Source organism: Bacillus safensis (assembly GCF_039619585.1).
GTDB lineage: Bacteria > Bacillota > Bacilli > Bacillales > Bacillaceae > Bacillus > Bacillus safensis.
Genome location: NZ_CP154909.1, coordinates 1,003,662 through 1,017,627 on the forward strand (window position 1 = coordinate 1,003,662; position 13,966 = coordinate 1,017,627).

A 13,966-nucleotide genomic window follows, 5' to 3' on the forward strand; every position below is an offset into this window, starting at 1 on the left:
CTTTTTTATTGTGGATTCATAAAAATATGTTGCATGCAGGAAACTTTCATTAAAATATGTTATAGTGGAACCTACATTGATAGACTAAGATAGAGTGAGGGTTCGGAAAGGATGAAGGAAAAAAGATCAAAAAGAAGACTAAGGCCTTGGGTAAAAGCCGTGCTGTTTATCATGGCATTTGTCATGGTGATGGCAGTGTCCGTGACTGGATACGCATACTATAAAATTTCAAAAGCGTCGAATAAGGCGCAAGTATCATTAGAAAGAGGAGACACCTCGCAAAAGCGTGTGAAAGCTTTTGATCCAGGAAAGGACAGCTTTTCGGTGCTGCTGCTTGGAATTGACAGCCGTCCAGGTGAAACGGTAGACGAAGCAAGAAGTGATGCGGTCTTACTGGCGGCGGTGAATCGAACAGACAAAACCATTAAGCTTCTCAGTATTCCTCGTGATGCTTATGTGGATATACCAGGGAGAGGATATGATAAAATTGCTCACGCCCATGCGTTTGGGAGTGCAGATTTGTCAGTCAAAACGGTCGAAAACTTGTTGAACATTCCTGTAGACTATGTGATTTCAGGGAACTTTAAGGCGTTTCAAGACATTGTGGATGAGCTAAATGGAATTGACGTAACGATTAAAGATGAAGGCATCGCAAAACAAATGGAAAAGGATTCAAAAGGGAAAGTTCATGTGCAAACAGGAACACATACGTTAAATGGTGAAGAAGCTTTAGCCTTTGTGAGAACGAGAAAAGCAGATAGTGACCTCATGCGCGGAAAACGTCAAATGGAGGCACTTCAAGCCATCTTCGAAAAATCTAAATCGATTTCTTCGATCCCGTCATATGACAACATCATTGATACGCTTGGTGATAATGTCTCAACCAATCTTTCCATGAAGCAGTTCATCGGTCTTTTTCCATTACTGAGCTCATTGAAATCAGTGGATACGATTCAGCTAAAGGGCCATGATTATCAGCCTGGGAATGTGTATTACTTTGAGTTAGATGGACCAGGATTAGAAGAAGTTAGAACAGAGCTGAGAAAACAGCTTGAATTATCATAAATAAGAAGGAGCCTGCCGCCGCGGCAGGCTTTTTTCTTTGAATGGGTACCACGCCGCATTTCAGCAAGAAGTTAATTTGCTTGATGCAGAAAATATCCAGTCAGCAGTTCCTCTACCCGGTGACGTATACGCGGATTAAAGTATTTATGCTTTTCTTCATAGCCATTTATGATAAATAGATACGTTGTAAATCCTTCATCGTGTTCCATTTGCTGTACCTTCATGTTTTCTTTACGTAAATGCTGCTTCAGTTCGTAAAGTGCTTTCTGTGCTTCCTTTAACACGGAGGTCACAAGCTGAATGTATGGTTCATTTAATTTAAATGTTTGATGTTGTTTTAAGTGTGTCAGATCACGATTGAGGATGGAGATGACCATTGGGAGAAAGATGGCCTGTTCCATCATCTGAAGCTGTATTCTTGATAGTCTCGTCATGTCCAAGCCTGCTTTCTTTAAAAATAGAACAAACGTTCTTATTTATTATATCGAATGAGTCAAACAATCTCAAGGGGGCGAGTGGTATTCATTTGTATATTTTTATGTTTTCCATGTAAAATGAAATGTAGACAAACCTTGAAGGAGTCAAACAAGTTGACATCATTTCTTTCTCTATTTACTCATGAAAATATCACATCATTTTTTGAAAGCTACAAGGCCTTTGGACCAATTGTCGCTATATTGCTTCCTCTGATTGAAGCATTTCTTCCGTTTTTACCACTCGTGGCGTTTGCGGTGGCAAATGCGAATGCATTCGGCCTTTGGGAAGGCTTTTTATTAACCTGGATCGGTGCAAGTGCAGGTTCTATTCTTGTCTTTTTACTGATCAGAAAATTTGGACAGATGAGAATGCTGAACTTTATCAGCAGACACCCTTCCATTAAGAAATTAATGCTTTGGGTGGAGAAGCGGGGATTTGGTCCGTTATTTATTTTACTCTGCTTTCCTTTTACACCTTCTGCGGCTGTCAATGTTGTCGCAGGCTTATCAAGAATTAGCATGTGGCAATTTTCATTAGCTGCTTTAGCTGGTAAGTGTGTCATGCTCTTTATCATTAGTTTTATCGGTTATGATCTTTCTGCTTTAGTAAAGAATCCGTTAAGAAGTGTTTTTGCGGTTCTAGTTATTGTTTTATTATGGTATGTTGGAAAGAGAGTAGAAAATAGGTTGAATATTCGAATGAGCAAGCGTGAGGACAAAGGAGGCTCTTAATGAAAAAGAAGCCATTGCTATGGTTGATGATTATTACATGCATCGTCTTATTGTTCCAGGTAAAGAATTTCATGTTTGTGAAGTATAAAGTAGAAGGGGTTAGTATGGACCCCACATTTACAGATGGAACAGAATTATTAATCAACAAGTTCTCGCCAAAACTCACGAAAATTAGCCGGTTTGATTATGTGTTATTTCACGGCCCTAAAAATCAAATTTTGATCAAAAGGGTCATTGGGCTCCCAGGAGAATCGATCAAGTATGTAGATGATCAGTTATTTGTTAATGGGGAAAAATGGAAAGAACCCTATTTAAAAGAGCAGAAAAAACATAAAATGGGGAATGTCCTGACAGGAGATTTTCAGCTGAAAGCCATCACAGGACAAGATAAAATCAAAAAAAACCATTACTTCGTAATCGGAGATAACCGAATACATAGCTTCGACAGCCGGCATTTTGGAACGATTTCAAAGGATCAAGTAGTTGGTGTCAAAAGAAATCAGGATGAATAAAAAAAGAGACGCTCTGCACATGCAAAGCGTCTCTTTTTTTATTTTGCGGCTTTATATTCAGGATGTCTTTTTGCCCAGACATGATGTAAGAATCGAAAAAACGGTGGCAGCATCGCAATGACAAGAATGATTCTAACGACTTGTACAGCTACTACAAAGGTTGAGTCCTCATGGAGTGTGACTGCTGTTGTTGCCATTTCTGCAATACCGCCAGGCGAAAAGGCAAGAATGGCTGTAATGACAGAAATGCCTGTGACCTCTGCAATGGCAATTGAACTGAGAACCGTTGCAGCAATCAATCCTGCTGAGCTGACGACGGCTACAATTAACGTGTTTTTTAGCCCGACAAACATCTGTTTATTCATTTTTGAACCGATGGTTGCACCGAGAAATACCTGTGATGCGATATTCGCTTGTGCTGGCCAATAAGGAATCAAATCATGACCTATGAGCGCACCTGCACCTACTTGAAGAGCTGCAACTCCTAACATGCTGCCAATCAGCCAAGGGGCAGGGAAATGAAGCCGAACCGCGAGGCGTGACATAAGCCAGGCACCTAAAATAAGTGCAGCAGTCCACGAGATATTTGACAGGGTGAAAACGCCGGATGAAAAGGCGCTCCCTTGCACGCCTGCAGCTGCATCCGCTGGATTTTTTGTATTTAAATAGAACACCGTAAATGGGATGGTGAGTACCACCATTAATACACGTGTTGTTTGTACGAGACTGACAACGGCTGTATTTGCTCCAACCTCTTGGGCAATCCCTGGCATAGCAGATAAACCGCCTGGGGCTGTTCCGACAAAGCTGGTCAGCATATCTGTTTTACTCAGCTTCCATAAGGCAAAGCCAGAGAGCATCGCCAGTAGAATAGAAAAAACGAGCATGAAACTCACAGGAAGCCAATGTTCAGCGAAAATATGAAGAACTTTCATGTTCATTTTCTGTCCGAGTTCGATTCCGAGAATGAATTGACCAAGGAGTAGCCATCTGCTGTGAATACGCAAGGTGTTGTTTCCTTTACGCTGAAACAGGGTGGGACGTCGCATGGCAATAAATGCAGCTGTAATTAATGTACCGACCATCCAGCCAATAGACATTCCTGTTAAAGACAAAAGAAATCCACCTAAACCGCTTATCGCGATCAAAATGAGATCGGTTCGAAGGCTGTTTCCTTGTTTCATCACATGTAAACCTTCTTCCTATAAATTTGTTCAGTAAGTGAAATGTTGTTATCTTTACTATAATACAAAAGTCTTTATAAATAAAATACGAATTTTTTTACCTTTTTCATAAGATTATCTTATCAAGAGCAAGATAGCCTCTTGATAAAAGTGAAGATATAATTTTTACCAAAAACAAAAACAATATACAACGATTTTCCCCTATTTTGGTTATCTGTTGACTATCATTTTCAATTACACTACAATCCTTAGTGTGAGGTGATGACATGAAAATTCCTTCTTTTAAATATAATGAAAAGGGTTTGAATCGCTTTTTCGGTCCTTTAGAGGGAAGGATTATGGAGATCCTTTATCAAGGTGAGGGTATGCCGATTAAAGAAGTGCAGCAGAAGCTGTCAGATGAGAAGCCGATTAATTTCAACACGGTGATGACTGTGCTGAACCGCTTAACCGAAAAGGGAATTGTCGAGAAGAAAACAAAAGGGCGTTCATCTATTTATAATCCCATTTTAACAAAAGAAGAATTTCTAAATGAGCAGACAAAATGGATTACCCAAGGGCTGATGGACGATTTTGGTCCACTGGCAGTGAATCATATGGTGGATGCAATTGAAAGTGCTGACCCTGAATTACTCAAAGTGCTTGAAGCAAGGCTGGCATCCAAAAAAGAGGAGCAGCAAAATGAATAAAATGAAATCGAGCCTGCTGTTTTTAGGCGGTATATTGATTGGTTTAACGATTTTTTATCAGATGGGTTATTACGTGCTTTCAAGCTTTTTTGGCTGGAATCAAGCATATAATCTTATTCATGTATGCCAGTCTGTTCTCGAATTCTATGGATTCACTCCTTTGAAATATTTTCTAGATGCTTTAGTCCTCTACACACTGGGATTTGCGATTTTCTATATGACGAAGCAAATCAAAACGTACATTCAATTCAAGCAAAATCTGATGCTTGCAGTCGATTACCACTCGACCGAATCTTTATCTGAGAAATATGCAAATGACATCATTGTGTTTCATTGTCATGAACCGCTTGCTTTTGCCATGGGGATGCTTCACCCAAAGGTTTACTTATCAACGTCTCTCATGGACATGCTGGATGAAGAGGAGATTGACGCTGTTGTTTATCATGAATTACACCACAAATACAGCTATGATCCTTTAAAGGCTTTCACATTCTCAATGCTCACAAAAGTCATTTGGTACATTCCAGTGTTAAAGCATATGAGACAAAGCTATTCCGTTTTTCGTGAAGTGATCGCAGATGACTATGCGATTCGGCAGACAGGCACTGAGCTTGGAGTAGGGCAAGCCCTTTTGAAGCTGATTAAAAAGAGAACGCAGTTTCAAAAACAAACGAAGTTTGCGGTATCCTTTGGAGATCGGGCATTGAATTTAAGAATACAGAAGATCTTAAATCCAACATACAATATTCCTTTCAATGTACCCATCATTCCCATTGTCACATCAACCATTCTCATGGTGGCCTTAATGATTATGCTTAACCTAAATTACTAATTTTTTTTACTTATTAACATTACATTATGTAGTGTAAAAACAGGAGGAAATCACTATATGAAAACGAATCAAGAAATAGGAACACTTTTTGTACGTGTTATTTTAGGTATTATCTTCTTTCTACACGGACTTCAGGCATATCAAGGAGGTCTGGGGGGAACAGCGGCATTCTTTGGACAAATCGGTGTACCGGAATTTATGGCCTATATTGTAAAGACAATTGAGCTGGTCGGTGGTATCGCCTTGATTTTAGGTCTAGGAACACGTATTTTCGCAGCATTATTTGTACCAATTATGGCTGTGGCGATTATTACGGTTGGTTTTTCTAAAGGATTTGTTGGCGGTTATGAATTTGAACTATCGCTGCTTGTCATGGCCCTTTATTTAACACTCAGCGGCAGTAAGATGCTGTCCATTGATGGGTTGCTAAAACATCAGCAGCAAAGCAATGAAGCAAAATTTCATTAAACGATCATGAAAAAACTCCTTCTGCTATTTGTGGCAGAGGAGTTTTTTTATTTATCAAATTGTCGTTTTCACGTTTGAAAAAGTGAAAGAGATGAGGGATTTATTGAGAATAGTATTTTATTTGATAGATTGAATGAACAAAAAGCCGATTTCATTTTTTGACGGAACATACGATCTCCTATTAAAATAGGACTATCTAAGACACATGGTGCGTTAAAAGATATAAAAACCATACAGCATGCTGCTGTTCATCTTGAGCGATACGTTTCATCAGCTCTTTTGTTCCTTGATCCCGGACATAATCTGATATCGTTAAGTAAAAATCGACTGTTCTTTGTTCATCTTTAAATGCGAAAAGAAGCCCTTCTCTAAATTGATCTGGACAAGGTTCTGTTACGCTTGGTTTGTGATTTTTACCTGTTAAAGAATAATACAGCTTTGAAAATAGTTGATAGTGTCTGACTTCATCCTGACGTATTTCTTGAATGATTTTTTTTGCCTCAGGAGTTTTTGCTCTTTGAGCAAGTTTTTCGTAGCATTGGATCGCAGAATATTCACCATTGATTGCTTTTTCAAGGTCTGAAATGATTCTTGTGTTTTGGCGCATGTCATATGGCGGGTAGTCGTAATAACCGTAATACATGATATTGCCAGCCTCCTTTGAGTTCATGATGGTTTATGATATGAGAAGAGTAAGGAAAGGTGCCTATATCTTTTTAGGAAAGAGAAGGGGAAAATAGCTATTTACTTTTATTTTCGCTAGAATATGAGTACATAAGAAAGGTGTTGTGGAGCGTGGAGATTCAGTTTTTAGCAGGCAGATCGGGGAGTGGAAAAACGACTGCAATCTTAGAGGAAATCAAAGAACAGCTTCGGCTTGATCCGTTGGGTCCGCCAATCATTTTTTTAGTCCCGGATCAAATGACATTCTTAATGGAATACGAGCTTGCAAAAACGTCTGAAGCTGGCGGGATGATCAGGGCCAAAGTATTTAGTTTCACGCGTCTTGCTTGGTCTATTTTACAGCAGACTGGTGGAGCGAACCGGCAATTTGTGACAAGCACAGGAATTCAAATGCTTTTAAGAAAAGTGATTGAAGAGGAGAAAGAAAAGTTTAAGGTATTCAAAAAAGCGAGTGATAAGCCGGGGTTTGTCGAGCAAATCGAAAAGACGATGGCTGAGTTCAAGAGATACTGCATGCTGCCTGAGGATATTGAAAAAATTTCATTACAGAGCATGCATTCAGAGTATACAGAAGAAAGACGGGCAGCCGAGAAATTGCATGATCTGCATGTTCTTTATCAGCAGATGGAGCAGCATTTACAAGATGAATATGTGCACTCAGAAGACTATTTGACGCTTCTCACGGAGCAAATTCCTTTATCTGAAGAAATAAAAGGAGCACACATTTATATAGATGGTTTTTATCAATTTACACCGCAGCAGCTTCTCGTCATTGAACAGCTTTTGCTGCATGCTGAGAAAATAACGGCTGCTTTCACAGTGGATCGTTCCTATCATGATAAACAGCCAAATGAACTTGATTTATTTCGTATGACAGGTAAAACGTATTTCCAGCTCTATCAGCTTGCTAAAGAGTGCGGCGCGTCCATTTCTGAGCACATTTTGGAGAAAAATAACCGTCATCTTCATACGCCAGATCTTGCTTATTTAGAACGGCAATATGAGCAGAGACCGGTGAAGCCATATCAGGAAATAACCCCTCATCTCACAGTGTCTAAAAGTGCGAGTAAACGAGCTGAAATTGAGGGAGTAGCGAGAGAAATTCTTCATTTAGTGAGAGAAGAAGGACTTAGACTGCGAGATATTTCGATTGTAGCGCGGCATGTAGACGACTATAAAGATACGTTAAAAGAGGTTTTTCGAGATTACGATATTCCATTTTTTATTGATGGAAATGAATCGATGCAGTATCATCCGCTCATTGAATTAATTCGTTCAAGCTTGGATGTCATAAAAGGAAACTGGCGTTATGAGGCCGTGTTTCGCTGCGTGAAGACAGAGTTCTTATTTCCGCTCGAACTTGCCAAAAACAAAGCGAGAGAACAGGCAGACCAGCTTGAAAACTACTGTATTGCTTATGGTGTAAAAGGAGAACGCTGGACAAACGGTTCCCGTTTCCATTACAGACGATTCCAATCCTTAGATGAGGATTTTGGACAAACAGATCAAGAAATTGAAATGGAACAGATGCTGAATGATGTAAAGGAATGGATCGCACCGCCGCTTTTCCAATTGCAAAAAAGGCTGAAAAAAGCGCAAAAGGTAAAAGACATGGTAGAGGCAGTCTATGTCTTTTTAGAGGAAATACAAGTGCCTGATAAACTTGAAAAGGCTAGGCTGGAAGCTGAAGAAGCAGGTAGATTAGCTGAAGCCATGCAGCATGGACAAGTATGGGATGCTGTTATTCAATTAATGGATGAATTTGTTGAAATGCTCGGTGAGGAGGAGCTCTCATTTCCTTTATTCCAACAGATGATGGATACAGGATTGGCCTCTTTAAAATTCGCTTTAATTCCGCCTTCACTCGACCAAGTATTTATCGGAAGTATGGATTTATCGAGAATGTATCAAGTGAAGTGTATGTTTATCATTGGGGTAAATGATGGCGTTATTCCCGCACGTCCTTCTGACGAAAGTGTTTTGTCTGAGGATGACCGGGAGTGGTTAAAACGAGCAGGAGCAGAACTCGCAGAGACAGGAAAAGAACGGCTGCTAGATGAGCAATTTTTAATTTACCAGGCGCTGTCGAGTCCATCTCATCATTTGTATCTGTCTTATTCAGTGTCAGATGAAGAGGGGCGCTCTCTATTGCCTTCGCCTCTTATCAAGTATTGTCAGGAGCTTATGCCAAATCATGAGCATACTTTGTATGTGTTAGACCCGGAACAGCTGGATGACAAGGAGCAATTAAAATTTGTAGCGAATGAGCATGTCTCGTTATCGTATACTGTCTCGCAGCTGCAGCAATGGCTCAGCCAATACCCCATCAGTGGTGTATGGTGGAGTGTCTATAATTATTTGATGACGTCATCTCATCGGGATGTATCAAAAAACATCTTGTCGAGTTTGTTTTTTACAAATCGAGCGAAGCGCTTAAAACCTAACGTCACAAAAGAACTTTATGGTGATCACATTCAAGGCAGTGTTTCAAGAATGGAGAAATTCAATGCGTGTGCATTTTCTCACTTTGCTTCCCACGGGTTAAAACTAAAGGACCGGCAATTTTATAAATTGGAAGCACCCGATATCGGCCAGCTGTTTCACTCGGCCTTAAAGCATATTTCAGATACGCTTGTTGAACAAAAAAAGGATTGGAAAAACCTAACGAAGGATGACTGTGTCAACTATTCAAGACATGCAATCGAACAGCTTGCACCGCGTCTTCAAAAGGAAATCCTATTAAGCTCTAACCGACATGCTTATATTAAAGAAAAGCTCCAGAAAATCTTGATTCGAGTCTCTTCTATATTAAGTGAGCATGCAAGAGTGAGTGGATTTTCTCCCGTTGGGCTTGAGTTAGGCTTTGGCGGCCAAGGGCCACTTCCGCCGTTTACTTTTAAATTGAAAAATGGCTGCACGATGGAGCTTGTCGGAAGAATTGACCGGGTGGATAAAGCAGAAGGTTCAAAAGGGCTGCTGTTGAGAATCGTCGACTACAAATCGAGTGAGAAAGGCCTTGATCTAGCAGAAGTATACTATGGGCTGGCCTTGCAAATGCTCACATACTTAGACCTGACGATTACGTATTCAAAGGAGTGGCTCGGTGTAGAAGCAACGCCAGCTGGCATTTTATATTTCCATATTCATGATCCGCTCATTCAAGCACCGATTCCGCTTGCAGAGGATGAAATTGAGCAGGAAATATTCAAGAAATTTAAAATGAAAGGTCTTTTGCTTGAAGATGTAGAAGCGGTAAAGCTAATGGATCAAACGCTTGAATCAGGAAGATCACAAGTCATTCAAGCTGGCTTGAAAAAGGATGGGTCTTTCCGTTCTGACTCTGCTGTTTTAAGTGAAGATCATTTCCATATACTCACACAGCATGTTCGGCGCACGTTTGAAGAGGCAGGCGAAAGAATTACAAATGGCGAGGTAGCCATTAATCCATATAAATTGAAGGATCAAACACCATGCCGCTTTTGTTCATTTAAGTCTATTTGCCAATTTGATGAATCGATAGAGGATAATGAATTTAGAGTGCTTTCATCTGAAAAGGATGATGTTGTGATAGACCGGATCAAAAAAGAAGGGGATCAGTATGCAAATACCAAAACCGAATAACAGTACTTGGACGGATGACCAGTGGGAAGCCATCGTTTCAGAAGGACAAGATATCCTTGTTGCGGCGGCGGCAGGGTCAGGTAAAACAGCTGTTTTGGTTGAACGGCTGATTCGAAAAATGACCCGTCCTGAAGATCCAGTTGATGTGGATCGTCTGCTCGTTGTGACTTTCACAAATGCATCTGCGGCAGAGATGAAGCATCGGATCACAGAAGCACTTGAAAAGGAATTAGCTAAGAACCCCGGGTCCCTTCATATGAGAAGACAGCTGTCGCTCATGAATCGTGCCAATATTTCCACCCTGCACTCCTTTTGTTTGCAGGTTTTGCGCACCTTTTACTATGAGATTGACCTTGATCCAGGCTTTCGTTTGGCTGATCAAACAGAAGGAGAATTATTAGGAGATGAAGTGTTAGATGAACTGTTTGAGGATGAATATAAGGCTGGAAAGCCAGCGTTCTTTGAACTGGTTGATCGTTACACTTCTGACCGTCATGATTTAGATTTGCAATGGCTTGTGAAGAGAATTTATGAGTTTTCCAGATCTCATCCTTCACCTGAACAATGGATGAGGGCATTCCTTTCTCTTTATGATGTAGATGCTCAAACAAAAGTAGAACAATTACCGTTTTACCCATATATCAAAGAGGATCTTTCTCTCGTTTTTCGAAGCTGTCTGGAACTGCTCGAACGAGCTCTAGCCCTATCAAAAGAACCGGGTGGCCCCGCGCCGAGAGCAGAAAATTTTATAGATGATTTAGAGCAGATCAATGAATTAATCAGGCACCAAGATGATTTTGAGAAGCTTTACGAGCTTTTGCCAAACATCAATTTTAAAAGGCTCAAAACATGTAAAGGGGACGAATATGACCCTGTGCTGTTAGAAAAAGCCACAGATGCACGCAATCAAGCAAAAAAACAACTAGAAAAGCTCAAAGATGAATACTTTATGCGCAGTCCCGCCCAGCATTTGAAAAGCTTAGCTGAAATGAAGCCGGTGGTCGAAACACTTGTGGAGCTTGTCATCCAATTTGGACAGCGTTTCGAAAGAGCGAAGCAAGAAAAATCAATCGTGGATTTTTCGGATTTAGAGCATTATTGCTTACGCATTTTAGCAGAGCAGGACGCGGAAGGAAATTTGATTGAAACAGAAGCGGCCAAGTACTATCAACAGCAGTTTGAAGAAGTGCTCGTTGATGAATACCAGGATACAAACCTTGTACAGGAAACGATTTTAAGGCTTGTATCTAAAGGGGAACATGCTGCAGAGGGCAACCTGTTTATGGTTGGTGATGTAAAGCAGTCCATTTATCGTTTTAGACTGGCTGAGCCTATGCTCTTTTTAAACAAATATAAACAATTTACACCAGACGGCGAAGAAACAGGGAAAAGAATTGATTTAAATAAAAACTTCCGCAGCCGTTCAGATGTGTTAGACAGTACGAACTTTTTGTTCAAACAGCTGATGGGGGAAACAGTTGGAGAAATTGATTACGATGAACAAGCTGAATTAAAGCTTGGAGCTAGTTATCCAGAAAGCGAAGATACAACGACAGAAATGCTTCTTGTACATTTAGATCAACAGGAAGCAGAAACTGACGAAGAGCGAGAAGAACTAGAGACCGTACAACTAGAAGCGAGAGTCATTGCTAAAAAAATAAGAGAACTGGTGGAGCAGCCATTTCAAGTGTACGATGCAAAACAGCAAATGACCCGTAACTTGCAGTATCGGGACATTGTGATTTTACTTCGCTCCATGCCTTGGGCCCCGCAAATGATGGAGGAATTGAAGAAGCAGGGAATCCCTGTGTATGCGAATCTTTCCTCGGGTTATTTTGAAGCAACAGAGGTGTCTGTGATTCTTTCTCTGTTAAAAGTCATCGATAATCCATATCAGGATATCCCGCTTGCAGCTGTATTAAGATCACCAATTGTTCATTTAGACGAAAATGAAATGGCACTGATTCGCACGAGTGATAAAAAAGGCACTTATTATGATGCTGTGAAGGCATTTATGAGTGTGACTCATTCAGATCACCCTACATGCAAAAAACTAGAACGGTTTTTCAGGTTGCTGCGTAAGTGGCGTGATTTCTCCATGAATCATTCAGTAGCGGAATTGATTTGGGAAGTATACCGCGATACGCAGTATCTAGATTACGTTGGCGGGATGCCTGGAGGCAAGCAGAGACAGGCGAACCTCCGTGCTCTTTATGATCGAGCGAAGCAGTATGAAAAAGCTGCCTTTAGAGGGCTGTTCCGTTTTCTTCGTTTTATCGAAAGAATGCAGGAGCGTGGAGATGATCTTGGTGCGGCAAAAACGTTCAGTGAAACAGAGGACGTTGTTCGCATGATGACGATCCACAGCAGTAAAGGATTAGAATTTCCAGTCGTCTTTACCGCAGGACTCGGCAGAAACTTTAATATGATGGACTTAAACCAGTCCTACTTGCTTGATAAAGAATTAGGCTTTGGAAGCAAATATATTCATCCAGAGCTGAGAATTAGCTATGCAACATTACCGCTTGTGGCGATGAAAAAAAAGATGAGGAAAGAGCTATTATCTGAAGAGCTGAGAGTTCTATATGTAGCGCTCACAAGGGCTAAGGAAAAATTATTTCTTGTCGGCTCTGTCAAAAATCAGGTGAAGGCATTAAGCAAATGGCAAAATGCTGCAACCGGAGAGGACTGGCTCCTCCCTGATTTTGAACGTTATCAATCGAAAACATACTTAGATTTTATTGGCCCTGCTCTCATCCGTCACCAAGCAATGTCATCTATTTTAGAAGAAACAGGTGATGTTGTTCTTTCACACCCATCAGCATTCACAATCTCTTTTACTCAAGCTTCCGATCTTCTAAAAGAAGATATGTCACTTGAAAAGAAGCAGCAGGACGAGGTGGTACAAGCTTTGATGGAAGGTCTGCCTGTTGAAGAATATGGTGATGCTGATGAGAAAGTAGCAGAGAGACTTTCATGGAGATACCCATACCTAGCGGCCTCACAAGTCGGCACAAAGCAGTCAGTTTCCGAGATAAAAAGAATGAAAGAAATACAGGATGAGTATAGTGTTCCTTCTTCTCTTCGAAAAGCCCGTGCCACGATGTATGACCGGCCGGCTTTCATGAAGAAAAAAACACTCACTGCCGCAGAGCAAGGCACCGCAATGCATACAGTCATGCAGCATATTGCGCTTCCTTCTGACGAGCCCTTCGATGAAATCCGTATACATCAGCTGCTCGATTTCTTACAGCAGCGAGACTTGCTAACAAATGAACAAGTCCAGTCAATTGATCAAGAAGGAATTGCAGCTTTCTTCTCTACTTCTATTGGTCAAAAGCTGCGGAAAGCGGACTGGGTGAAACGAGAAGTGTCATTTAGTATGGTGTTACCTGTTAAAGAGGTATACAGCCATATTGATGCAGAGGGGGAGCCTGTCCTTATTCAAGGGATGATTGACTGTTTGTTTGAAACGGATGGAAAACTATATTTACTAGATTATAAAACAGATAGAGTGCAAGGCAGATATACAGACGGTCTTGAAGCAGCTGTACCTATATTGAAAAAGCGCTATGAAACTCAAATAGCGTTATATGCAAAAGCAGTAGAACGTTTAACAAACAGAAAATTAGAGGAGAAAATTCTTTATTTCTTTGATGGTAATTTAGAAATTTCATTATAAATGTATCGGAATGAGAGGTGA

At 40.6% G+C, this 13,966-nt stretch carries 11 protein-coding genes; 8 read left to right on the plus strand and 3 right to left on the minus strand.

Translation table 11 applies throughout. The features are described from left to right. Positions 1–111: 111 nt before the first annotated feature. Complete coding sequence (locus AAYR28_RS05055) at positions 112–1,065, plus strand: LCP family protein (RefSeq protein ID WP_024425490.1); 954 nt, start codon at positions 112–114, stop codon at positions 1,063–1,065. A gap of 71 nt (positions 1,066–1,136) precedes the next feature. On the opposite strand, the gene AAYR28_RS05060 is transcribed toward AAYR28_RS05055, so the two are convergent. Continuing rightward, positions 1,137–1,499 (minus strand): hypothetical protein, encoded by a 363-nt coding sequence (locus AAYR28_RS05060; protein ID WP_120207352.1) that lies wholly within the window; start codon positions 1,497–1,499, stop codon positions 1,137–1,139. A gap of 156 nt (positions 1,500–1,655) precedes the next feature. On the opposite strand from AAYR28_RS05060, the gene AAYR28_RS05065 reads away from it, so the two are divergent. Then, a complete protein-coding gene (locus AAYR28_RS05065) occupies positions 1,656–2,273 on the plus strand; it encodes a TVP38/TMEM64 family protein (protein WP_024425492.1) in 618 nt (205 codons plus the stop codon). Further along, positions 2,273–2,785: a signal peptidase I gene (gene lepB / locus AAYR28_RS05070; RefSeq protein ID WP_024425493.1), complete on the plus strand. Its 513-nt coding sequence runs from the start codon at positions 2,273–2,275 to the stop codon at positions 2,783–2,785. The genes AAYR28_RS05065 and lepB overlap by 1 nt, the downstream gene beginning before the upstream one ends. A 38-nt stretch (positions 2,786–2,823) precedes the next feature. Here the strand turns inward: lepB and AAYR28_RS05075 are convergent, their stop codons facing one another. After that, entirely contained in the window at positions 2,824–3,969 is a 1,146-nt protein-coding gene (locus AAYR28_RS05075; RefSeq protein ID WP_024425494.1) for an AbrB family transcriptional regulator, read from the minus strand. A 266-nt stretch (positions 3,970–4,235) separates the two neighbouring features. On the opposite strand from AAYR28_RS05075, the gene AAYR28_RS05080 reads away from it, so the two are divergent. Genes AAYR28_RS05080 through AAYR28_RS05090 form a run of 3 tightly spaced genes read left to right on the plus strand, consistent with a single transcriptional unit; the run spans position 4,236 to position 5,958 of the window. After that, on the plus strand, positions 4,236–4,658 hold the full coding sequence (locus AAYR28_RS05080) for a BlaI/MecI/CopY family transcriptional regulator (RefSeq protein WP_034282159.1): 423 nt from the start codon (positions 4,236–4,238) through the stop codon (positions 4,656–4,658). Next, positions 4,651–5,490, plus strand: coding sequence for a M56 family metallopeptidase (locus AAYR28_RS05085; RefSeq protein WP_034282157.1), 840 nt, complete (start codon positions 4,651–4,653; stop codon positions 5,488–5,490). The genes AAYR28_RS05080 and AAYR28_RS05085 overlap by 8 nt, the downstream gene beginning before the upstream one ends. A 57-nt stretch (positions 5,491–5,547) precedes the next feature. Continuing rightward, a complete protein-coding gene (locus AAYR28_RS05090) occupies positions 5,548–5,958 on the plus strand; it encodes a DoxX family protein (protein ID WP_034282155.1) in 411 nt (136 codons plus the stop codon). A 196-nt stretch (positions 5,959–6,154) separates the two neighbouring features. Here AAYR28_RS05090 and AAYR28_RS05095 read toward each other — a convergent pair whose 3' ends face one another. Next, positions 6,155–6,601: a ferritin-like domain-containing protein gene (locus tag AAYR28_RS05095; RefSeq protein ID WP_034282153.1), complete on the minus strand. Its 447-nt coding sequence runs from the start codon at positions 6,599–6,601 to the stop codon at positions 6,155–6,157. A 152-nt stretch (positions 6,602–6,753) separates the two neighbouring features. Between AAYR28_RS05095 and addB the strand changes: the two genes are divergently transcribed. Then, positions 6,754–10,263 carry a helicase-exonuclease AddAB subunit AddB gene (gene addB, locus AAYR28_RS05100; RefSeq protein WP_345808944.1) on the plus strand — a complete coding sequence of 1,170 codons (3,510 nt, stop codon included), beginning with the start codon at positions 6,754–6,756 and terminating at the stop codon, positions 10,261–10,263. Beyond that, positions 10,241–13,945, plus strand: coding sequence for a helicase-exonuclease AddAB subunit AddA (addA, locus tag AAYR28_RS05105; protein WP_070325680.1), 3,705 nt, complete (start codon positions 10,241–10,243; stop codon positions 13,943–13,945). The genes addB and addA overlap by 23 nt, the downstream gene beginning before the upstream one ends. Positions 13,946–13,966: the final 21 nt, after the last annotated feature.

What these genes read in the sequence shown, in the direction of transcription:
- AAYR28_RS05085 (WP_034282157.1), top strand. Translation starts at nt 4,651, where the DNA reads ATGAATAAAATGAAATCGAGCCTGCTGTTTTTAGGCGGTATATTGATT.
- AAYR28_RS05075 (WP_024425494.1), bottom strand. Translation starts at nt 3,969, where the DNA reads ATGAAACAAGGAAACAGCCTTCGAACCGATCTCATTTTGATCGCGATA.
- AAYR28_RS05060 (WP_120207352.1), bottom strand. Translation starts at nt 1,499, where the DNA reads ATGACGAGACTATCAAGAATACAGCTTCAGATGATGGAACAGGCCATC.
- lepB (WP_024425493.1), top strand. Translation starts at nt 2,273, where the DNA reads ATGAAAAAGAAGCCATTGCTATGGTTGATGATTATTACATGCATCGTC.
- AAYR28_RS05055 (WP_024425490.1), top strand. Translation starts at nt 112, where the DNA reads ATGAAGGAAAAAAGATCAAAAAGAAGACTAAGGCCTTGGGTAAAAGCC.
- AAYR28_RS05090 (WP_034282155.1), top strand. Translation starts at nt 5,548, where the DNA reads ATGAAAACGAATCAAGAAATAGGAACACTTTTTGTACGTGTTATTTTA.
- addA (WP_070325680.1), top strand. Translation starts at nt 10,241, where the DNA reads ATGCAAATACCAAAACCGAATAACAGTACTTGGACGGATGACCAGTGG.
- AAYR28_RS05095 (WP_034282153.1), bottom strand. Translation starts at nt 6,601, where the DNA reads ATGTATTACGGTTATTACGACTACCCGCCATATGACATGCGCCAAAAC.
- AAYR28_RS05080 (WP_034282159.1), top strand. Translation starts at nt 4,236, where the DNA reads ATGAAAATTCCTTCTTTTAAATATAATGAAAAGGGTTTGAATCGCTTT.